This is a genomic window from Georgenia sp. M64 (genome assembly GCF_038049925.1).
Classification (GTDB): Bacteria; Actinomycetota; Actinomycetes; order Actinomycetales; family Actinomycetaceae; genus Georgenia.
In genome coordinates this window covers 217,859-237,858 of record NZ_CP145809.1, presented here as the reverse complement: position 1 = coordinate 237,858, position 20,000 = coordinate 217,859, and the positions used below count along the sequence as shown (strand labels likewise).

Sequence of the window (20,000 nt, the reverse complement as noted above, 5' to 3'; positions counted from 1 at the left end):
TCGTGCCCGTTGGGCTGGGTGGTCAGGACACGGTGGCCGGTGGTGGCCCGGTGGCGGCGGTGTGGAGTGCGGTCCAGTGCTCGGCCCAGGCCCAGCGGGCGGGCAGGTGCAGGATCAGGCGGCGGCCGGTGGAGGCGATCCGGGCGGGGACGTTGATGATCCGGCGGCGCAGGGTGGCCCACCGGGCGGTGGCCATGTTCGCGGCGACGGCGGCGGCGCGGGCGATGTTGAACGCGATCGTCGCCATGGCGACCCAGGCCGCGTTCGCGGCGTACTTCCCGGACGGCAGGTGCGCCAGGGGCCCGTCCTTGAGCTCGGCGATGACCTGCTCGACGATCGCGTGCCCGCGGTGGCGTTGGTCGGCCTCGATGGTGTCCAGGTCGGAGTTGGTGATGAACGCGTGGTGGCGGTAGGTCGCGAACAGCTCGCCCTGCTCGCTGCCGTCACCGGCCAGGGGCTGGAGCCGTCGGACGCGGCGCACGATCAGCCGGCAGGTCACCTGCTCGGCCTTGCGGCGACGGGTGAACGCGACGAAGGGGACCTCGGCGACCTCGGCGTCGGAGACCCACCGCTGCTCGGTCTCGTCCCAGAGGGCGTGCGGGTACCTGATCGGGGTCCAGGCGTCCTCGCCGATGCCCGCGATGGCCGCCTTGGCCTGGGGGTTCATCCGCACCGTCACCGAGAACCACACCCCGTGGCGCAGGGCGGTGGCGACGAAGGCGTGGCCGTAGTACGCCGAGTCCGCCCGGCACAGCACCGGTCCCCTCACACCCGCGGCGCGGGCGGTCCCCAGGGCCTGGGCAAGGAGCTGGCCGGCCCCGGTGTGCGAGGCGACGTTCCCGCGCCGCAGCCGCGCCCGCACGATCACCGGCGCCGCGACCTCCGTGGCCAGGGTGGCGAGCTGGACGTTCAGGCCCCGGACCCCGGAGTAGCCGTACGCCGCGGCCTGCTTGGCGTAGCCGTGGACCTCCCGGATCGTGTCGTCGACATCGACGAACGCGATGTCCTGCGCCCCCGCGCCGCTGCTTACCAGGGCGGGAACCTTCCGGGCGAGCCCTGCCAGCAGCGCGCCGCTGATCTTGTCGAGCTGCTGGACGTGACCGTGGGTGAACGAGCGCAGGAACGTGCCCAGCGTCGACGGTGCCCGGACCCCGGCGAAGACCCGGCCCATCCCGCCATGGCGCAGCAGGTCCAGGTCATCGATGCAGTCCGCACCGGCGAGCATCCCACCGACCACACTCGCCGTCTTGACCCCCGCGTTGGGTGAGGGCACCGTCAACCCCTCGAGCAGGCCGTACAAACCCGCGGACTCCGCCAGCCGCAAGGCCGGGACCAGACCCGCCGCCGACACCAGATTGGACTCATCGAAGACCGGTCGAATCGTGTGAGAAGGTTTCACTTACGAGGTGCCCTTCCGGGTGGTCGGATCTAGACGTCGCAATCCAGATCTTCCCTGCCCAGAAGGGCTCTCTCGCTCTACGCCACGCTCAACACTCCGGTGGATCAGGGCTGAGCAGCCGCCCGGACCCGCGGAGCGGATCCGGGCGACTGCGCGGTCACGTGGACGTGCTCGCGTCGCCGACGTGCAGGACCACGGTCGAGCCCATCGGCGCCGCCTGCACCAGCCGCAGCTGCGCCAGCGCCGGGTGGGCGTCGAGCAGCGCGGCCCCGTTCGCCATGGACCGCAGCGCGGCGGTCTCGGCGCGCGCCTGCTCCAGGACCGCCTGCCCACGCTGTCGAGCCGTGGCCAGCTCGGTCGCCGCGGCCCGCAGCTCGGCAGGCAGGATCACGTCCTTGACCACGGCCTCGGCGACGGCGATCCCCACCGTGCGTGCGACGGCGTCCGTCGCGGCGGTGAGCTCGGCGACGGGCAGCGACGCACCCCGGCGCACGAGGTCCTCGACGGCGAGTCCGCCGAGCGCCTCGCGGATCCCGACCTGGGCGGCGAGGTAGACCTGGCCGACCGGGTCGGCAGCGCGCTCGACGAAGACCACCGCGTCGGCCACCGCCCACCGCACGACGGCGCTGACCTTGACGGTGATGCCGTCCGCGGTGGGCACCTCCTGCGGCGAAAGGGGCAGGAGGTGGTCGCGCAGGTCGACGAGCACCCGCCGCGTGGCCCAGCCACGCGGGTGCCGCCCGCTCTCGAGCACGCGGTCGAGCCGGCCGTGCCGGTAGACGACCGCGCAGTGCCGCGCGGGCACCGTGACGGTGAACAGCGACATCTTCCTTCCTCCTCTCGTGTGCGTGGTGAACGCCGCCGGCCGGCACGGCCGGGTACGGGGACCGGCGCTCCGCGTTGGCAGTGCAGGCCCGCTGGCACCCGGCCGTGATGGCCCGGACGGCGGCGTCCTTCGGGGAGTTGAACCCCAGGTGCTCATCGCACCGTGCCGGATCTGTTCCGCAGACAGATGGCCCCGGTCGCCGACACGCAGGACCGGTGCCCGGCAAGCCGGACCGGCTGCTTGCTGACCGGGATGGTCATCGTGGCAGCACGAGCGACGGCGGCGCCAGGGAATTCCAGCCCGCATCACCTTAAGGAGCGGGGCTAATCACTACGGCGCGCCAGCGCGCCTGGTGGCGACATCTCTCTCAAACGTCCCGCATGCCAGCATGCATCCAGCGCGCCGCCCCGCGGACAAGTCCATCCGTCATCGACCTCGCAGACATTCTCGTTGCCCACAGCGGCTTCCCAGGCGAGGACCACGGGCGCCGGATGTGAACTGGGCGACACAGGTGGGTGGGAGTGGTCGACAGCCGAGCCCGGTGTCGAACGGCGCTGGATAGCAGCCGCTCTGGGCTGAAATCTGGGTGGCCAGACCTACACTTACCGAAACAGCCACTGACCTCCCGAGAGAACTCCCAATGACCCTCATCGAGCGCACTGACGCGCACCCAGAACTTCAGCACGAGCAGGACTACTTCGACGAAGCTCTGCGGTTGCGGGAGGAAAAGCGGCACTCACGGCAGTCAGCATTCATGCAGGCCGCTGACGCCAAGGCACGGGCGGCTCTGAAGAAGAATGCTGACTCCGACTCCACCCTCGGGAAGCCGACGGACGCGGTCGCCTTCACCAAGCTCATCCAGGATGACGGCACCGAGTACTACGTCGGGCAACACGCAATTACCGATTCCAAGCGACAGGTCAAGGTCTTCGCCTGGAAAGCTCCACTCATCATGCGGATGCGTGAGGCGACCGCCGAGAATCCGAGCAATGTCCGTAGCCGGCGTGACTTCACCACAGCCATCAACGAGAACCGGATCATCAACATTGATGACGTGGTCTTCGCGGAGCTCGCGAGCAGGATCGCCAGCCTTGACGACCCGGCGCTTGCGGTCATCGAGGGAGACGAACTCCTCCAAGAGGCACTCGGTCGTGGTCGGACGCCCGAGCTTCAGCAGATTGTCCAGACGATCCAGGCCGCCCAGAGCAAGCTCATACGGACGCCGCTCGAGCGTCTCCTCGTAATCCAGGGCGGACCTGGCACAGGCAAGACGGCTGTGGCCCTCCATCGCGTCTCCTACCTGCTGTTTACCTACAGCGACCAGTTGGACCCCAGGGACGTCCTAGTGGTAGGCCCCAACCCGACCTTCACGCGCTACATCAGGCAGGTGCTCCCCGAACTCGGCGACGAGAACGTCAATCAGACCGATCTCCAGGGGATGCTCTCGGTCACCGTCAGCGTCACTCGAAAAGAGGAGCCCGCCGTCGCGAAGCTCAAGGGGGACGGACGTATGGACGAGCTCATCCTCAACGGCCTGCGAAACCGGGTCCGGCGTCCCGCGGACGACACACGGTTTACCGTCACGGGACGCACGTGGGCGGTATCGATCTCGCCGGAGGACGTCGACGATCTTGTCGAAAATCTGCTGCCGTTGAACTACAACAACGGTCGCGCTCGGTTCCGCACCGCCCTGATGAGCCGCCTCGGCGTGCTCGTCCGTCGTGGATTCGACAACGACGGCACCCGGCTCGGCCGCGACCCGCAAGAGCTCCTCCGAGCGGCCGACATCGAGAACTTTGTCGAGCGGGTCTGGCCGCGCCTAACACCACCGCAGTTCCTGTCCGAGCTCTTCGGCAGCCTCGAACGCCTCGTCGCTGCCGCTCCCCGTGCCTTCGGAAGCGAAGAGATCCAACTCCTGAGGCGCCAGTCCGCCTCGCGGATCTCAGAGGAGTCGTGGTCGAAGGAGGACCTCGTCCTACTCGACGCCGTTCAGAGCGAAATGTCCGGTGCGACGGAGACGTACCACCACATCGTGGTCGACGAAGCTCAGGACCTCACTCCGATGCAACTCAAGGCGATCGCGAATCGTTCTTCGGGGGGCTCGATGACTGTCGTCGGTGACATCGCACAGTCGACGGGGAACTGGGCCCGCAACTCCTGGGACGACGTCGTCGACGAATTGGAGCGGAAATATGAGGCGGAAATCGTTGAGCTCTCGCACGGTTATCGCGTCCCTCGATCCGTCATGGACCTCGCTGCAGACGTCCTTACCCAAGCTGCCCCGGGAATCACTCCCCCGGTGGTCGTCCGGGACGTAGCGCCCGGCCCGCAGTTCCGTTCGGTCGACCTCGAAGAGGACTTTGACGCGGCAGTCCTTGAAGTCGTCAAGGCGCACAGCGGTGTGGGTCGATTCGTCGGCGTCATCTGCCCCGACTCCCGCCGCCAAGACCTCGAAGAGCTCTTAGATCGCGAGGGTGTGAAGTGGAACGACGCGGACCGCGGCGGGCTCAGCCAGTCCATCAACGTCGTCAGTCCGGTCGCGGCGAAGGGCCTGGAGTTCGACGCGATTGTGATCGCCGACCCCGAGCGGATCATCGAGGCGGGGCCCGAGGGATTCCGAATGCTCTACATCGCGGTGACCCGGACCACTCACTACCTCAACATCGTCCACCCTGCTGGGCACCTGCCCGAGGTACTCGGCGGTACCTCGCAGCCCGTGACGGAGAGTGTCGCGGTTCCGATCACGGGGGAACTGGATCTCGACGACGACGGCCCGTCGGCCGAGCGGAGCATTAACGGCAACGGCTCAATCGATGATGTCTCGATCTCCTCGCCAGAGCACTCGCTGCCGGTGACCGCCGACGACACCCGGCCTGCGCCAACAGATTCCTTCAGCGATGTGGCCGCCGGCGACCGGGCCAGCCGGCGTGCGCGCACCATCGACCGCCACGCCGAGGATGTACTAGACGACCTGAAGGACACGGTCGCGCCGCACCTGTGGCGTGCGGTGCTCGAAAGGGCACTTGAGCAGATGAGATCGGAGCCGTGACCACCTCCAGGGGCCGCACGCGCTACGTCCGGGGAGGTACGCCGAACTGACCCCACATCACTAGCGTGTTGGTCAGACCTCGAATGTCCTGTACGCGCGACGAGGGCGCCTTGCTGGACTCCGTTGGAAAGTGCCCGGTGCTAAACCAGAGCTTCTCGATCGGGAATCCCAGCCGCCTGTCGAGAGATCCGAGAAGCCGACGGAAGACGGCAACGCCCTCAGGGTCCACTTGCGGACGGTCACGTTCGACTTCCGAGACCGCAAGCTCCCTGAACGCTCCCGCCAAACACCTCAAGATCGTTGGCGAGGCGATGAGGCTCCGCGCCCGGATCTCCGATGGCGTGACGTCGCCGGCTGCGAGCCGCCGAACGTCGCCGATCTCCGCCTCGAGCACCTCAAGGAACTGAACACTCACGACACTGACGTCGGCCGCCCGCATTCGCTCCTCGCGTCGTTGAGTGGCGCGGGACTCTGGTCCGATCGCGGCGGCGCGGATGACATCACCCAAGTTCTTGGCCGAGATGAACGACTCACTCTTGACGGTCATCCGGTCCTTCTCGAAGTCCACGAGGCCCTTCAGGAGGGGTTGGCTCTCGGCAAGGTCGGACGCGACTCGGTTGACGATGTCGCGCTGGTCGAGGCTTGCCAGAACCGACTTGTTGATGCCCTTGGCGTTGATGGCGATGTCCGAGAAGAACTGACCGTGCTCTACCTCGTCGATTTTCTCGTAGATCTCGACCGTCACGTGCTCATGCCGCAGCCGGTTCCGAGCCTGCTCGGCCCGCTCCAACCGAGTCTCGGCTTCGCGAATCCTCCGGGCCTCCCCTGCACGAAGCGCCTGATCGGCCACCCGCCGGGCCGTGGAGTACTCGGCCTCAATCTGCTCCACCGCGATGCTCCACCCAAGGATACGGTGCTGACCGTCAAGGATCTTGATCGCATCGACCGACGTGTCCGGCACCGTCAGCACTCCATGCGCAACACCGCCCGTGGTGTGGTTAACCGCGAACCACTTGCGCAGACTGACTCGGGAATCGAGCAGAAGCGGCGGAGCCGCCCACCGCTCATTCTGCTTCCAGTACTGGGCAAAACCCTCAGCGTGCGCACCGTCCACCCTTCGGTTTCCCTGAAACGGTTCCGTCGGATCCGGAATAGGGAGGTGCAGGGACACCGCACGAATGGGCATGGCGACGACGTAGACACTTACGCCACCCCGGTCAAAGCGGTAGGCGGGATACTGGCTCGTACCATGTTGCGGCTCGTTCACGTGATCGCCTCTGTCGTTTCTCTCGGGTGCCACTGATCATCGCAGAACTCGCCGCGACGGCGCTGTTCCGTACGCTGACCGTCACGGTCTTCTCTTGCTACCGGGTTAACTATCCGTCCCGGGCAACCTCCGCGGGACCACCAAGATGGTGATAGCCTCGTCGCCGAGCCCTGCGAGCACGGGTTGAGGGTCACAAGGCTTCCATCAGAGGTATGAGAAGCCTATTTCGGCGTCAGGTCGCGACCTTCCGCCATTTCGGATTCGGGAAAGCGGAAGTGCGCGGACTCAATCGGCACTCCACGTGCGTCACAGACTCCCCGCTGGCTCTTTGGACGTCTCCTGGACATTCTAATGTTAAAGGGTTATACCGGCGCAGTTCGAAATTGCTGGTACCGGGCTTCCAGCCGAACCTCATCAGGCCTCTCCCTCCGCGACCGGGGGACCATCATGAGCTTTTCGCCGTGGAGTGCCTGAATGCCATGCTTCAGCATCGGGCCATCTATCTCTTCGAGAATGTCCGGGCGCACCTCGATGACCAGGTCCGGACGGATACCCATGATGTTGGCATCGTAGGCCCCGTGGTGAATCTTGCAGAGGGCCAAACCGTTGGATGTCGCCGGAACTCCATCCTCGGTCGAATCAGGAGTGATGTGAGCCGCGTCGAGTAGGTTTCCGTGGCGGAACGCACAAATAGCACATCTTGTCTCATACGCATGCATAACACCCGCCCGAAAGAGCGGCTGGTGCAATCGGCGTTTCGTCATGGTTTCGACATAACGCTTGCGCCGCGGATTGACCTCCCCTCCGACATCGAGGACCAACTGATCCTCTCCGAGCGCCACAACAAACTGCTGCCGCTCAGGCTCCTCAGCCAGCAAGTAGACCGGTGCAATGGCCGTATAGAGGGCGGGAGCAAAGCCTTCGAACCAGATAATCGGAACCTGACGTTCCATCGCCTTCCGGAGAGCGCGGTTCTCTGGGTGGTTCGGGTCGCTGCCTCGCCATTTGTATCGCAATAGCCCGTCCGCGCCCATCCCGTCCTCGTAGGGGCGCATGGCCCCCTCAGGTCGAAATACGGTTCGTATGGCGAGTGCCGCATCAAAGCCCGCTGGCTTTCGTATCCCCCGCTGGCGGTCCATCAACGGAATCCGCGTACCGTCAAATGTGAAGAGTGAGAGATCCGCGTGCGTCCAATATTCGACGCCTGCAGCACGCTGGCGCGTTAACCAGTCGATGGCCGCGAGACGTGCGGCAAGTTCGCGTTCGATCACTGATTCCGACATGCCAGCCTCCTGAGGGGAAGCTTAGCCGGAGCAGCCGTAGAATTTTCCTGAGCCGAGAGGCCAATTGCCCGACGCTCGCGGACAAGGTCCTCTCACCTCCGTAGTCGATCACTGCCTCGCAGCGCCTACGTTGATACCAGGTTGCGACAGTGGACCTGCCAGCTCAGAAGCCTCACCGGCAGCCGACGTCCGCAAGCGCCTGCGCGAGCAGCGGCACACAGTTCTCGACGCTGAAGCCATGGCATTCCCGCGGCTTCGTTGGGGGTGCGAACGGCCGATTCACGCCGGTCGGCTCCCGCGTCTCCCCGGGCCAGCGGATCTGCCGGTAGCCGATCGCGTAGTCCGTGGAGTCGAACGCTTCGTGAAGTACTACGCAGCCTCTCCCCGGACGACCTTCGGACCGTGTTGGCCCCCCCAAGGCGGCTGTGATGCCGATGAACTGGCGAATGGAGCCCTGACATCCGTGCGGCGTACCCTGGAACCGGGCACCCGTCGTCATCGTGCCGGGGCCCGCCGGAGCCACGATGACTGTGGAAGAGCTCGCCGATCTCGGCAGGCAGGCCCTCGCGCGCAAGGAGTGGGCGGCCGGCTACGCCGACCTGCACGCGGCACGCCTGCGCGGCGACATCTCGGCCGAGGACCTGCGCGAGCTGGCCCGAGCAGCCTTCCTGCTCGGCCGGGACGATGAGGGCTGCCAGCTCTTCGACGAGGCCTACCACGCGTTCGAGATCGCCGGCGATCCTGAGCAGGCAGGTCGGTGCGCGTTCTGGGTCGGTTTCAGCCTCCTCAACCGCGGGCACCAGGCTGAGGCCGGAGGGTGGTTGGCCCGCGCGCAGCGCATCGCGGACGAGCAGCCCGGGTCCGGTGTGCTGGGCGGGTACGTCACCATCCCCCACGCCATGCGTGCGCTCTACACCGGTGCACCCGAGGCTGCGCTCGAGGCCTTCGCCGGCGCACTCTCGACCGGCGAGCACTGCGGCGACAAGGACCTCATCGCGCTCGCCACCGTCGGCATGGGCGAGGCGATGGCACGTCAGGGCCGGGTCGCAGCCGGCATCGCCCTGCTCGACGAGCTCATGCTCTCGATGGGTGACGGCACGGTGTCCGAGATCCCCACGGGCATCGTCTACTGCGTGGTCGTGGGCCTGTGCGAGGAGCGGTTCGACGTCGGCCGGGCAGCGGAGTGGACCGCCGCGCTCGACCGCTGGCGCCGGCAGCAGCCGGACCTCGTGGCCTTCCGCGCCGAGTGCCAGGTACACCGGTCGCAGGTGCTGCAGCGCCGGGGCAGCTGGGAGGAAGCGGTCACCGAGGCCGAGGGGGCCCTCGCCAGGCTGACCGGGGCGGACGACGCGGCGACCGGCATGGCCTGGTACCAGCTGGCCGAGCTGCACCGGGTCCGCGGCGATCTGCTCGCGGCGGAGGAGGCCTACCGGCGCGCGCACGAGAGCGGGCTCGAACCGCAACCGGGCCTGGCCCTGCTGCGGCTCGCGCAGGGTCGTCCGGACGTGGCGGCGACCGCCATGCGGAGGGCACTGGCCGAGGCCCCTGACGCCGTCGCGCGGTGCCGGCTGCTGCCCGCCGCGGTGGAGGTCCTCCTCGCCGCGGGTGACCTCGACGGCGCCCGGCGGGTGGCCGAGGAGCTCACCCAGCACGCCGCGGACCAGGCGGCGACCCCCTACCTGGTGGCCGTGGCCGCCACGGCGCGCGGCTCCGTGCTGCTGGCGGACGGCAGGGCGACGGCGGCAGCCGGTGAGCTGAGGCTCGCCCTCGAGACCTGCCTCACCCTCGGCCTCGCGCACGAGGCCGGTCGGGTGGAGCTGAAGCTCGCCAGGGCCCGCATGGCAGCCGGGGACGTGGAGGCCGCTCAGCTGGACCTCGACCGTGCCCGGCGGACCTTCGAGCGTCTGGGAGCGGGGACCGACCTGGCCGCGGCCGACGAGCTCGCAGTCCGCCTCGGCGCAGCCGACGGGGAGCCGGGCGGCCTCACCGCCCGGGAGGTCGAGGTGCTCCGCCTTGTCGCCACCGGCCGGACCAACCGGGCGGTCGCCGGCGAGCTGCACCTGAGCGAGAAGACCGTCGCGCGCCACCTCAGCAACATTTTCACCAAGCTGGACCTGCCCTCGCGGGCCGCCGCCACCGCGTATGCCTACGAGCACCGACTGGTCTAGGCGGCCGCGAGCACCGCTGCGCTCAACGGCGAACGACGGGACCGGGCCCCGCCGCCATCGTGCCGGGATGGGCATTTCTACCCATACCGTCCGCGCAAGGTGTGGTCATCCGGCCGACGTCGCCGGCGCCGCGAGTTCCTAGCGTTGAGGAATGGACATCCCCCTGCTGGCCGGCACCATCTCGACGGTGATCTTCGCCGGGAGCATGCTGCCGATGCTCGCCAAGGCGGCGCGGACCAGGGACCTCGGCTCCTACAGCCTGGGCAACATCGCGCTCATCAACGCGGGCAACGTCGTCCACACGCTGTACGTGGTCACGCTGCCGGTCGGGCCGGTGTGGGTGCTACACGGCTTCTACGTGGTCAGCTCCGCCCTGATGCTCGCCTGGTGCCTGCGCTACCGGTCCTCGACACACGCGACGGAGCCCGCCACCCGCGTCGCCGACGCCGACCTGCCGGTCCGGCTGGGGGTCTGACCCACCGGGCCCACCCGGGTCCCGGTCCGCTCGTCACACATCGGAGGACGCCATGAGCACCGTCATCGTCGGAGCCGGTCAGGCCGGCCTCGTCACGGCCTACCACCTCGGCCGGCTGGGGCAGCCCGCCGTCGTGCTGGATGCGCGAGACCGGGTGGGGGACTCCTGGCGGGAGCGCTACGACTCCCTCCGGCTCTTCTCGCCGGGCATGGCCGACGGCCTGCCGGGGCTGCCGTTCCCCGGCCCACGGCACGAGTTCCCGACGGCGCGGCTCATGGGCGACTACCTCGAGCAGTACGCGGCCGCGATGGAGCTGCCCGTCCGCACGGGGGTCCGCGTGGAGCGGGTCAGCCGCCGAGGTGGTGGGTTCACCGTGGAGACGAGCCAGGGAGAGCTCGACGCCGACGACGTCGTGATCGCCACCGGCGGACACACCCGCCCGTACGTGCCCGATCTCGCCCGCGACCTCGACCCCGTGATCCTCCAGCTCCACTCCACCGGGTACCGGAACCCGAGCCAGCTGCAGGCGGGGCCGGTCCTCGTCGTCGGTGCGTCGCACTCGGGCGCGGACCTCGCCCTCGAGGCGGCAGCGGAGCACGAGACCTCCCTGGCCGGAAAGATCCACGGCCAGATCCCGGTCGGGAACGGCGGGCCGGGGAGCGTGGTGGCGGACCACGTCATCATGTTCGCCGCCATGCACGTGCTCACCCTCCGCACACCGGTCGGGCGGCGGCTGGCGCAGCGGTTCCGCCACCACGGCGCCCCGCTCGAACGGCCCAAGAAGGCCGACCTCGAACGGGCCGGCGTCGTGCTGCTCCCCCACCGCGTGACCGGGACCCGCGACGGCCTGCCGGTGCTCGATGACGGGCGGGTGCTCGACGTCCGCAACGTGCTGTGGTGCACCGGGTTCCGTGAGGACTGGAGCTGGATCGAGGGTCTGCCCCTGGCCGAGGACGGTTACCCTCGCCAGCAACGGGGCGTGGTCGACGACGTCGAAGGGCTGTACTTCATGGGCCTGCCGTTCCAGTACGCCGCCGCCTCGGGCCTCGTCCTCGGCGCCAGCAGGGACGGGCGCTACGTCGCGGAGCACATCGCCGCCCGTCGGGGTGCCCAGGTCTCCGCTGGAGCCGCGGCCACGTGATCCGACGGGGCGCTCCTGTGCGGACCTCAGCTCACGTTGCCCTTGAGCAGACGGTGCCAGTAGATCTGCGGCTCGAGGTATCGGTCGAAGACGAAGGTGCTGCGCCGCGGCCGCACGAGGTCGGGGGTGCTGATCGTCGGCTGCGGACGCCCGTCCCGGTCGAACTCGGCGAGCAGGAGCTCCCGGCGGCTGGTGGTCACCGGTGCGACCGAGTAGCCGTCGTAGTGCCGCAACGTCCGTCCGGCGCGGTTCGCGGCGATGTTGTGGGCGACCACCGGCACCTGCTTGCGCAGCGCCCCGCCGGACGGGAGCGTGTCGACGGTCGCGACGTCGCCGAGGCCCCACACCCGCGGGTGCACGCGGTGCTGGAGCGTGCGGGGGTCGACCGCGACGAACCCGTCGCTCTCGGCGGTGGCGAGGCCGCTCTCGGCGACCCACTCCGGGGCGCGGTGCGGCGGGGCAAGGTAGAGGGCGTCGTAACCCAGCTCGTCGCTGCCGCCGGCCGTCCGCACCCGCAGGGTCCGCGCCGAGGCGTCGACGGCCTCGACCCGCGCCCCGGTCCGCACGCGGACGCCGTAGTCGGCGGCCGCGGCCCGGAGCTCCCGGTCGGCGCCGTCGTGGTTGACGAGCCGCTCGCCCTCGACGAGCAGGTCGATCTCGATGGCGCCGAGCACGCCGGCGTCGCGCCAGTGGTCGGCGGCCATGAACAGCGGCTTGAGGCCCACCGGTGCGCACGGCACGTGCCGGTCGGAGATGACGAAGACCGCCCGGCCCGCCGTGAGCGAGGACAGCATCGTCCAGGTCTTCTCGGCCATCTCGGGCAGGTAGTTGGTCGCGGCCACCGTCGTCCCCACCGCCTCCCAGGCCCCCGGGACGGCGTCCCAGTCGACCCGCGAGCCCGGACACACCGCGACGTCGTTGTAGTGCAGCTCCTCGCCGGTCGACACGCGCACGACCGCGCGGTCGGCGTCGATCGCCATGGCCTCGTCGGTGTACCAGGTGCACCCCTCGGGGATGCACCTGGACTGCTCGCGGGTGAGGTCGTCCATGGCGGCCAGCCCGCCGGCGACGTAGCTGAGCAGCGGCCGGTAGTGGTGGACCTGCTTGGGCTCGACGATCGCGACGTCGCGGCAGCCCATCCGGCGCAGCTTGGCGGCCAGTGAGATGCCGGCGTTGCCGCCGCCGACGATGACGACGTCGTGGTGAGTGCTCATGACCGGATCACGCTCCGGGCGGTAGAGGACCAGGGATCTGCCACGGTAGGACGCCCGGCGCGGACGCGCGCGCGGGCGCGGTCGTAGGGTCGGCGCCATGCACAGCGACGCGCAGGGCCGGCTCCAGGTGGTGTGCGGACCGATGTTCGCCGGGAAGTCCGAGGAGCTCCTGCGGCGGGTCCGCCGCGCGCAGCTCGCCGGCCTCGCCGTCGAGGTGGTCAACCACGCCCTCGACGAGCGCCACGGCGCGGGCCGGGTCGCCTCCCACTCGGGGCTGAGCGTGCCCTCGCACTCGGTGCCGGACGTCGCCGGTCTCATCACCGTCGTCGCGGGCCGCCGGCTCGACCTCCTGGCGATCGACGAGGCCCAGTTCTTCGGGCCGGACCTCGTGGGGGCGGTCGGTGAGCTCGCGCTCGCCGGCACGACCGTCGTCGTCGCCGGGCTGTGCGTGACCTTCGACGGCCGCCCGTTCGAGCCGCTGAGCTCCCTCATGGCGCTCGCCGAGGACGTCACCAAGCTCACTGCGGTGTGCGCGGTCTGCGGGCGCGACGCCGCCTTCCACCAGCGCACGGTGGTGGGTGACGTCGGAGACGCCCAGGTGCCGACCGCGGCGCACGTCGGCGGCACGGAGGCCTACCAGGCGCGGTGCCGGCGGCACTTCGACCCGAGCAGCTGACCAGGACCTGGCCGGCCGAGAACGTGGGTGGGTGGCGCCCCGGTCACGGGGGGACGACGGCGCGGCTCCGGCGGCGGGCGGGGAGCCGGGTCCACGTCCGCGCGGTCTCGAGCACCCAGAACACGGCGAACAGCGCCACCTCCAGCCACTCGACGGCGATCACCCGGTACTCCCCCGCGACCAGCGCGACCACCCCGGCGCCCGCCACCATGAGGACCAGGATCACCGCGTAGGCCGACCGGTAGGTCAGGCCGCAGATCGCGGTGGACCGGTAGCTCGGGGGGTCCTCGGCGCCGAAGAAGCCGGGCCACAGGTGGCTGGCGACGGCGATGGCCAGGCTCACAATGAGCAGGACCGCCGCCCCGGAGTGCACCCAGTCGAAGGCCGCGCCCTCGACGACCCGCCAGGCGACCAGGCCCGCGAACGCGAGGCCGAGGGCGTTGACGACCCAGAACGCGGCGTGCGCCCTCGGCTCCGCGACCACCTCGGGGGCCGGGAACCTGCGGGTGCGTCGCAGGACGTAGACGAACATCAGGGCCACGAGCAGGGCCGCGCCGGCGGAGATCCTCAGCGGCTCCACCGAGAGCTCCTGGACCGTCGCGGCCGCGACGTCGAGCGAGCCCACCGACGGCTCCTCCTGCAGGGCGTCGCTCACCGGCGTCTCGGCGCCGAGCTCCTCGATCGTCTTGGAGAGGTCGGCCGGGACCAGGGCCACGAAGACGGCGTAGAACCCGGCGACGTTGAGGATGTGGTCCTCGAACGCCGACGAGCCCCGGTACACGACGAGGCAGACGGCGATGCCCACCATCGCGCCGACGAAGATGTCCCGGATCGGCCCGAAGTAGTAGGCGCTGATGGACGTCTCGACCTCGCCGGTGGTGAGGAAGATCAGCAGGGAGCCCACCAGCAGCAGGACCGGCAGCGTGACCAGCATGAGCCGCAGGGTCCGGTACGTCTCGCGTGCCACGTCGTCGCCCTGCTCCGCACCCTGTCGACCCATGCACGAATGCTCCGACCACAGGGGGCACCGCGTCCAGCCGGCACCCCCTGCGGCACGAGGGGCCGGTCCCGGCCCCGCCCCTCAGAAGAGGTGCTCGTACCCCAGGGCCACGAGGTTCTCGCGCGAGGTCTTCAGGCAGTCGTACGGGTCGCGGCCGTACTGCTGGTCCTGCTCGATGAGGAGGTACTGAGCACCGGAAGCCAGCGCCTGGTCGATGATCTCGGTCCACTCGAGGTTGCCCTCGCCGACCTCGCCGAACTCGACGACGCCGGTGAACGCCTGCATGAAGGCGGCGAAGTCACCGCGCTCCAGGGCGCCGAACGCCGAGGGGTCCATCGCCCCGATGCGGTAGTCCTTGAGGTGGACGAGGTCGACGAGGCCCGCGTACTTCTCCAGGGTGCGCACGGGGTCCTTGCCGCCGCGCTGGACCCAGTGCACGTCGATCTCCAGGCGCATGTCCGGCGCCTCGGCGCGGATGACGTCGAGGAGGGTGGTGCCTCCGACCTTGGCGAACTCGACGTGGTGGTTGTGGTAGTAGAGCGTCAGACCCTCGTCGGCGAGCCGGGTGGAGACCTCCTGGGCCTGGCGGCAGAAGTCCCGCAGCGCCTCGTGCGAGGCCATCGCGGAGAACGGCATCATGCCGATGCGCAGCCGGGACGCCCCCAGGGTGCGGGCGTCGTCGACGATCTTGTCGAAGTCGGTGACCAGCGAGTCGTTCGGGCCGGCGCCGAGCCCGGCCGACAGGGCACCGAAGTCGGTGCCGAGCTTGTCCTTGGCGCGGCGCATCTCGGCCACGTTCTCCGCGGTCATGGCGATCTGCGAGACCTCGACGGCGGTGAAGCCGGAGTCCGTGAGGCGCCGCAGCACCTCGTAGGGACCGGTCTGGTCGACCTTGTCCTTGAGCATCATCATCTGCACGCCGATCTTCGGCATGGGGAGCTCCTTCGTCCGTTCGGGACCGGCCGTCGCGCGGCCGGAGGGTGGGTGCGACGGCTCAGCGCGCGAGGGCCACCTCGCGGTCGAGGCCGCTCTGGGCGTAGACGTCCTTGAGGATGCGCAGCGACTTCATCGCCTCGCGCGGGCCGATCCAGAACGGGTCGGGCTCGCCGAGCCGGGCGTAGAAGTCCCGCACGAGGACCTCGTGCGAGACGCCCCAGTAGGTCCGCCCGCCCGAGGGCGCACGCCGCTCCGTCACCGTCTCCACCCGCCCGTCGGCGTGGGTGACGGTGAGGTCGCCGCGGATGGCCAGGCTCCCGCGCTCGGCGGTGATCTCGATGGTGACGGGGGCGTGGACGACGTTCGTGAGGGCGCCGAAGACGACGCTGCGCGCCCCGCCGGCGTGGGTCAGGAGCATCTCGGCGGTGTCCTCGACCTCGATGACGTCGCCGTACAGCCGGGTGCTCGCCCGGCCGCTGACCTCGACGACGTCGCCGACGAGCCACTGCACGAGGTCCAGGGTGTGGATCGCCTGGTTGATGAGGAGGCCGCCGCCGGCCCGCTCCCACCGGCCGCGCCACGGCTTGGCGAGGTAGTAGTCCGGGGTCCGGGTCCACATGACCGTGGCGGTCGCACCGAGGACGGCGCCGAGCTCGCCGGAGTCGAGGATCGCCCGGGCGGCCTGCGAGGTCGCGTTGTACCGGTTCTGGAAGCACACCCCGAGGCGGGCGTCGGAGCGCTCCGCGGCCTCGGCGAGACGCTCGGCGTCGGCGAGGGTGTGCGCGACCGGCTTCTCGGTGAGCACGTGGACGCCGGCGTCGAGGAGGTCCAGCGCCACGGGCACGTGCTGGTCGTGGGGCGTGCAGACGTGCGCGACGTCGGGCCGCACGTGCGCGAGGAGGGTGCGGTGGTCGGCGAACCCCGGCACGCTGTACCGCTCGACGGCGGCCGCGAGCGCGACCGGGTCCGTGTCGCAGACGGCGACGAGCTCGATGTCCTCCACCGCCTCGATGGCCTCGAAGTGGATCGTGGCGACGTCACCGCACCCGATGACAGCTGCTGTGGTCATGATGCTTCCTTCACGTGAGGGCGGCGGCGAGGTGGGCGGCGGCCCACTCGTGGGCCTGGAGGTAGGAGTGGTAGACGGAATCGTTGCTGGGGCGCTCGATCTCGACCATGAGGTCGCCGTCGAAGCGCGGCGGCAGGGCCGCGAGGACCGCGTCGAGGTCGACGACGCCGGCCCCCGGCTCGGCCCAGACCCGCCGGGTGGCGACGAGCTCGGCGTAGCTCTTGCCCCGGCCGCGGCGGGTGGGGCGGGCGTAGTCGGCGAAGACGTCCGAGAGCTGCACGGCACCGACCCGGTCGGCGTAGCGGGCCACCAGGGCGGCCGGGTCCATGCCGGCCCAGCGCAGGTGCCCGGTGTCGGGGCCGAAGCCGAGGAGCGCGGCGTCCAGGGTGTCGAGGACCCCGAGGACCTCCGCCTCGGTCTCGACGAGCCCGCCCACCTTGGGGTGCAGCAGGGGCCGCAGGCCCTCGGCCGCGAGCACGCCGGCGGCCGCCGCGATCTGGGCGACGGCGCGGGCGAAGGTGCCGGGGTCCGCGCCGGCCCCCACGGCCGGCCGGGCGAGCCGGTACGGCACCGGGTCGGGGATGAGCATGACCCGGTCCAGCCCGAGGGCGGTGTGCTGGGCGGCCGTGCGCCGGGCCCGCTCGAGCATGTCGGGCAGCGCCTCGGTGCCGTCGAAGGTGGCCGCGAAGATGCCGGTCGCGGGCGTGAGGTCGTAGATCCGGAGCCAGTGGGCGTAGTCGTCCACGGGCAGGTCGTCCGGGACGTCGACGCGCACGGCGGTGAAGCCGATGTCGTGCAGGTCCGCGTACGCCTGGGCCATCTGCTCCAGCGGCGTCGCGTCGACCGTCCCCCAGAGGTAGCCGAGCGGGCTGACGGCGATCCGGCCCCGCCCGGGTGCGGCCGAGCTCATCGGTACTCGATGCCCTCGGCCCGCAGGAGGTCGGTGAACGCCTGCCACGCCTCGGTGAACAGGTCCGGCCCGGAGAACCCGCCGAGGCTGTGCGCGGCGGACAGGTGCGGCTCGAGGGAGAAGAAGCCGTCGAAGCCGTCCTCGCGCAGCGCGCGGATCGTCTCCACGACCTCGCCGTCGCCGCGGCCGGCGGCCACGACCTCGCCGTCGGCGAGGTGGGCGTCCTTGATCTGGACGTACTCCAGGTAGGGACGGATGGCGGCGAAGCCCTCGGTGAACGGGCGGACCCCCACCTGCACGAAGTTGGCCGCGTCCCAGGCGGCGCGCAGGTTGGGCGAGCCGACCGACTCGAGGATGTCGACGCAGCGGCGCGGGACGTCGCCGTAGATCTCCTTCTCGTTCTCGTGCAGCAGGACGACGTCGCCCTGCTCGGCCACGTCCGCCAGGGCGCGCATGCGGCGCAGCACCTCGTCGCGGTGGTCGTCGGGGTCGTCGCCCGGACGGATGAAGAAGGAGAAGATCCGGACGTAGGGGGCACCGAAGTGGTGGGCCACGTCGACGGCGTGACGGGCCCGGTCGAGGTGGGGCCCGAAGTCCTCGTCGATGAAGATCTTGCCCAGGGGCGAGCCGATGCTCGAGACCTTGAGCCCGTGCTCGTCGAGGATCCGCCGGGCCCGGGCGAGCTGGTCGGCGTCGAGGTCCAGGACGTTGGTGCCCCACGCGCTGCGGAGCTCCAGGTGCGTCATCCCGAGCTTGGTCACGAGGGCGGCCTGCTCGTCGAGGTCGGGCGAGATCTCGTCGGAGAATCCGGAGAGTGTCCACATGGGGCGTGCTCCTCACTGAGCGTGGGTCGAAGGGGTCGCACAGCCACCATGGGGTGGCCGGCACCACACCTCCTACCGGTTGCCACCTGTTGCCGCGCCGTCGCCGGGAGCGATGGCAACTCGTGGCAACAGATAGGTGGTCGCGGCGGGTCCGCCCACAGTGGTGAACGCAACGGAGCCGCAGCGCGACCAGCGCTCGAGACCAAGGGACCTGATCCGATGACTGCATCAACCGCCCCGACGACGACGGTCGGCGCACCGACCAAGAAGCTCAGGCTGAGCGCCTACCTCGGCTACGCCACCGGGGACGCCGGCAACAACCTCGCCTTCACCATGGCGTCGATGTTCCTCCTGCTGTACTACACCGACGTCGTCGGCATCCCGCCCGCCTACGCCGCGCCGATCTTCCTCATCGTGCGCATCTGGGACGGCATCGGCGACGTCATCGTCGGCCGCTGGGTCGACCGGACGAACACGCGCTGGGGCAAGTTCCGCCCGTGGATCCTGTGGTCCTCCCTGCCGCTGCTGCTCTCGAGCGTCTGGGTCTTCTCCATCCCGCAGGCCGACAGCCTGACCATGAAGCTGTTCTGGGCGTACCTCTCCTACGGCGTCCTGGCGATGTTCTACTCGATGGTCAACATCCCCTACGGCTCCCTGGCCGCGGCGATGACCCAGGTGCCCACCGAGCGCGCCAAGCTCGCGACCTTCCGCTCGGTCGGAGCGGCGGCCACCGGCCTCATGCTCGCGCTCGTCGTCGCCCCGCAGGTCAAGCGGTGGAGCTCGGCCAGCCTGTACCAGGAGAAGGTCGCCGAGCTCGGCGGCGAGGCCGCGGCCAGCCCGGCCCAGCTCGCCGCCGCCCAGGCGGCGGCCCAGGCCGAGGCCGCCACCGGCCTCCAGGGCTCGCTCACCACGCTGACGCTGGTCTTCGTCTTCGTCGGCATGGCGCTGTACCTCACCACCTTCTTCACCGCCCGCGAGCAGGTCGTCCGGCCCGCGCAGGACCGGGCCACCTTCCGCGAGGCGACGGACACGCTGCGGCAGAACAAGCCGCTGCTGTGGCTGTGCGTGGGCTCGCTGCTCTTCCTCACCTCGTTCATCACGTTCAGCACCATGGGCATCTACTACGCCCGCGACGTCCTGGGCAACGCCGGCCTCTTCGGGATCCTCTCGATCGTCCAGACCGGTGCGATCTTCGTGCTCGCCCCCTTCATCGCCAAGATCGTGGCGCGGTTCGGCAAGCGCACCGGCTACCTCGCCGGCACGGTCGCGTTCATCGTCGGCGCGCTCCTGCTCTTCGTCACCCCGGCGTCCGCGCCCTGGATGGCGATCGTGGCCTACTTCCTCGTAGGCACCGGGCTCGGCCTGGTCAACACGCTCATGTGGGCGATGGAGGCCGACACCATCGAGTTCGGCGAGTGGAGGACCGGACGCCGGACCGAGGGCACCACCTACGCGGTGTTCTCCTTCATCCGCAAGCTCGGCCAGGCCTTCGGCGGCTTCGCCGCCGCCGGGATCATCGGCCTCACCGGCTACGTCGGCACCGCCGCCGTCCAGACCGACGGCGCCCTCCAGGGCATCCGGGTGGCCACCGGGCTCGTCCCGGCCGTCCTCGCCCTGCTGACCCTGCTGGTCATGGCGAAGTACCCGCTGACCGACAAGCGCTTCAAGGAGATCACGGCCGAGACCGAGGCCCGCAAGGCCGCCGCGCTCGCCGCGGCCGACTGACCACCGCCACCCTCGGAACGCACCGACCACCGCCACAC

General features: G+C 69.9%; 16 protein-coding genes. 6 read left to right on the top strand and 10 right to left on the bottom strand.

Going from position 1 to position 20,000, the window contains the following annotated elements; translation table 11 throughout:
- Positions 1 to 22: 22 nt before the first annotated feature.
- Together AAEM63_RS01015 and AAEM63_RS01010 are read right to left on the bottom strand one after the other, a co-directional pair.
- Positions 23 to 1,381 carry an IS1380 family transposase gene (locus tag AAEM63_RS01015; protein ID WP_341361281.1) on the bottom strand — a complete coding sequence of 453 codons (1,359 nt, stop codon included), beginning with the start codon at positions 1,379 to 1,381 and terminating at the stop codon, positions 23 to 25.
- 175 nt (positions 1,382 to 1,556) lie between these two features.
- The gene (locus AAEM63_RS01010) at positions 1,557 to 2,225 is read right to left on the bottom strand and encodes a slipin family protein (RefSeq protein ID WP_341359880.1); all 669 of its coding nucleotides are present in this window, start codon (positions 2,223 to 2,225) and stop codon (positions 1,557 to 1,559) included.
- Between the two features lie 640 nt (positions 2,226 to 2,865).
- Here AAEM63_RS01010 and AAEM63_RS01005 point away from each other — a divergent pair.
- Complete coding sequence (locus AAEM63_RS01005) at positions 2,866 to 5,274, top strand: UvrD-helicase domain-containing protein (protein ID WP_341359879.1); 2,409 nt, start codon at positions 2,866 to 2,868, stop codon at positions 5,272 to 5,274.
- A gap of 22 nt (positions 5,275 to 5,296) precedes the next feature.
- Here AAEM63_RS01005 and AAEM63_RS01000 read toward each other — a convergent pair whose 3' ends face one another.
- Both AAEM63_RS01000 and AAEM63_RS00995 read right to left on the bottom strand, forming a co-directional pair.
- Positions 5,297 to 6,541, bottom strand: coding sequence for a DNA sulfur modification protein DndB (locus tag AAEM63_RS01000; RefSeq protein ID WP_341359878.1), 1,245 nt, complete (start codon positions 6,539 to 6,541; stop codon positions 5,297 to 5,299).
- A 362-nt stretch (positions 6,542 to 6,903) separates the two neighbouring features.
- Positions 6,904 to 7,824 carry an HNH endonuclease gene (locus AAEM63_RS00995; RefSeq protein ID WP_341359877.1) on the bottom strand — a complete coding sequence of 307 codons (921 nt, stop codon included), beginning with the start codon at positions 7,822 to 7,824 and terminating at the stop codon, positions 6,904 to 6,906.
- Positions 7,825 to 8,348: 524 nt separating this feature from the next.
- Here AAEM63_RS00995 and AAEM63_RS00990 point away from each other — a divergent pair.
- The 3 genes from AAEM63_RS00990 to AAEM63_RS00980 all read left to right on the top strand — a co-directional run bounded on the left by AAEM63_RS00990 (position 8,349) and on the right by AAEM63_RS00980 (position 11,608).
- Complete coding sequence (locus tag AAEM63_RS00990) at positions 8,349 to 9,992, top strand: LuxR C-terminal-related transcriptional regulator (protein WP_341359876.1); 1,644 nt, start codon at positions 8,349 to 8,351, stop codon at positions 9,990 to 9,992.
- A 151-nt stretch (positions 9,993 to 10,143) separates the two neighbouring features.
- Positions 10,144 to 10,467: a hypothetical protein gene (locus AAEM63_RS00985; protein ID WP_341359875.1), complete on the top strand. Its 324-nt coding sequence runs from the start codon at positions 10,144 to 10,146 to the stop codon at positions 10,465 to 10,467.
- Between the two features lie 52 nt (positions 10,468 to 10,519).
- Entirely contained in the window at positions 10,520 to 11,608 is a 1,089-nt protein-coding gene (locus AAEM63_RS00980) for an NAD(P)-binding domain-containing protein (RefSeq protein ID WP_341359874.1), read from the top strand.
- A 26-nt stretch (positions 11,609 to 11,634) separates the two neighbouring features.
- Here the strand turns inward: AAEM63_RS00980 and AAEM63_RS00975 are convergent, their stop codons facing one another.
- Positions 11,635 to 12,822: an FAD/NAD(P)-binding oxidoreductase gene (locus AAEM63_RS00975; protein ID WP_341359873.1), complete on the bottom strand. Its 1,188-nt coding sequence runs from the start codon at positions 12,820 to 12,822 to the stop codon at positions 11,635 to 11,637.
- A 97-nt stretch (positions 12,823 to 12,919) separates the two neighbouring features.
- Between AAEM63_RS00975 and AAEM63_RS00970 the strand changes: the two genes are divergently transcribed.
- A complete protein-coding gene (locus AAEM63_RS00970; protein ID WP_341359872.1) occupies positions 12,920 to 13,498 on the top strand; it encodes a thymidine kinase in 579 nt (192 codons plus the stop codon).
- A 43-nt stretch (positions 13,499 to 13,541) separates the two neighbouring features.
- Here the strand turns inward: AAEM63_RS00970 and AAEM63_RS00965 are convergent, their stop codons facing one another.
- The 5 genes from AAEM63_RS00965 to AAEM63_RS00945 all read right to left on the bottom strand — a co-directional run bounded on the left by AAEM63_RS00965 (position 13,542) and on the right by AAEM63_RS00945 (position 18,237).
- Positions 13,542 to 14,498 carry a hypothetical protein gene (locus AAEM63_RS00965; protein ID WP_341359871.1) on the bottom strand — a complete coding sequence of 319 codons (957 nt, stop codon included), beginning with the start codon at positions 14,496 to 14,498 and terminating at the stop codon, positions 13,542 to 13,544.
- Between the two features lie 81 nt (positions 14,499 to 14,579).
- Entirely contained in the window at positions 14,580 to 15,431 is an 852-nt protein-coding gene (locus tag AAEM63_RS00960; RefSeq protein ID WP_341359870.1) for a sugar phosphate isomerase/epimerase, read from the bottom strand.
- Between the two features lie 61 nt (positions 15,432 to 15,492).
- The gene (locus AAEM63_RS00955; RefSeq protein ID WP_341359869.1) at positions 15,493 to 16,503 is read right to left on the bottom strand and encodes a Gfo/Idh/MocA family oxidoreductase; all 1,011 of its coding nucleotides are present in this window, start codon (positions 16,501 to 16,503) and stop codon (positions 15,493 to 15,495) included.
- A gap of 10 nt (positions 16,504 to 16,513) precedes the next feature.
- A complete protein-coding gene (locus AAEM63_RS00950; protein ID WP_341359868.1) occupies positions 16,514 to 17,413 on the bottom strand; it encodes a sugar phosphate isomerase/epimerase in 900 nt (299 codons plus the stop codon).
- Positions 17,410 to 18,237: a sugar phosphate isomerase/epimerase family protein gene (locus AAEM63_RS00945; protein ID WP_341359867.1), complete on the bottom strand. Its 828-nt coding sequence runs from the start codon at positions 18,235 to 18,237 to the stop codon at positions 17,410 to 17,412. Before AAEM63_RS00945 ends, AAEM63_RS00950 begins: the two co-directional genes overlap by 4 nt.
- A 219-nt stretch (positions 18,238 to 18,456) precedes the next feature.
- On the opposite strand from AAEM63_RS00945, the gene AAEM63_RS00940 reads away from it, so the two are divergent.
- Positions 18,457 to 19,962 carry a glycoside-pentoside-hexuronide (GPH):cation symporter gene (locus tag AAEM63_RS00940; protein WP_341359866.1) on the top strand — a complete coding sequence of 502 codons (1,506 nt, stop codon included), beginning with the start codon at positions 18,457 to 18,459 and terminating at the stop codon, positions 19,960 to 19,962.
- The last annotated feature ends 38 nt before the right edge of the window (positions 19,963 to 20,000 follow it).

Bases quoted from the DNA above. Each gene is read 5' to 3' on its own strand.
- AAEM63_RS00970 (WP_341359872.1), top strand. From the start codon at position 12,920: ATGCACAGCGACGCGCAGGGCCGGCTCCAGGTGGTGTGCGGACCGATG.
- AAEM63_RS00965 (WP_341359871.1), bottom strand. From the start codon at position 14,498: ATGGGTCGACAGGGTGCGGAGCAGGGCGACGACGTGGCACGCGAGACG.
- AAEM63_RS00995 (WP_341359877.1), bottom strand. From the start codon at position 7,824: ATGTCGGAATCAGTGATCGAACGCGAACTTGCCGCACGTCTCGCGGCC.
- AAEM63_RS01010 (WP_341359880.1), bottom strand. From the start codon at position 2,225: ATGTCGCTGTTCACCGTCACGGTGCCCGCGCGGCACTGCGCGGTCGTC.
- AAEM63_RS00990 (WP_341359876.1), top strand. From the start codon at position 8,349: ATGACTGTGGAAGAGCTCGCCGATCTCGGCAGGCAGGCCCTCGCGCGC.
- AAEM63_RS00945 (WP_341359867.1), bottom strand. From the start codon at position 18,237: ATGTGGACACTCTCCGGATTCTCCGACGAGATCTCGCCCGACCTCGAC.
- AAEM63_RS00980 (WP_341359874.1), top strand. From the start codon at position 10,520: ATGAGCACCGTCATCGTCGGAGCCGGTCAGGCCGGCCTCGTCACGGCC.
- AAEM63_RS00950 (WP_341359868.1), bottom strand. From the start codon at position 17,413: ATGAGCTCGGCCGCACCCGGGCGGGGCCGGATCGCCGTCAGCCCGCTC.
- AAEM63_RS01005 (WP_341359879.1), top strand. From the start codon at position 2,866: ATGACCCTCATCGAGCGCACTGACGCGCACCCAGAACTTCAGCACGAG.
- AAEM63_RS00940 (WP_341359866.1), top strand. From the start codon at position 18,457: ATGACTGCATCAACCGCCCCGACGACGACGGTCGGCGCACCGACCAAG.
- AAEM63_RS00985 (WP_341359875.1), top strand. From the start codon at position 10,144: ATGGACATCCCCCTGCTGGCCGGCACCATCTCGACGGTGATCTTCGCC.
- AAEM63_RS00975 (WP_341359873.1), bottom strand. From the start codon at position 12,822: ATGAGCACTCACCACGACGTCGTCATCGTCGGCGGCGGCAACGCCGGC.
- AAEM63_RS00960 (WP_341359870.1), bottom strand. From the start codon at position 15,431: ATGCCGAAGATCGGCGTGCAGATGATGATGCTCAAGGACAAGGTCGAC.
- AAEM63_RS00955 (WP_341359869.1), bottom strand. From the start codon at position 16,503: ATGACCACAGCAGCTGTCATCGGGTGCGGTGACGTCGCCACGATCCAC.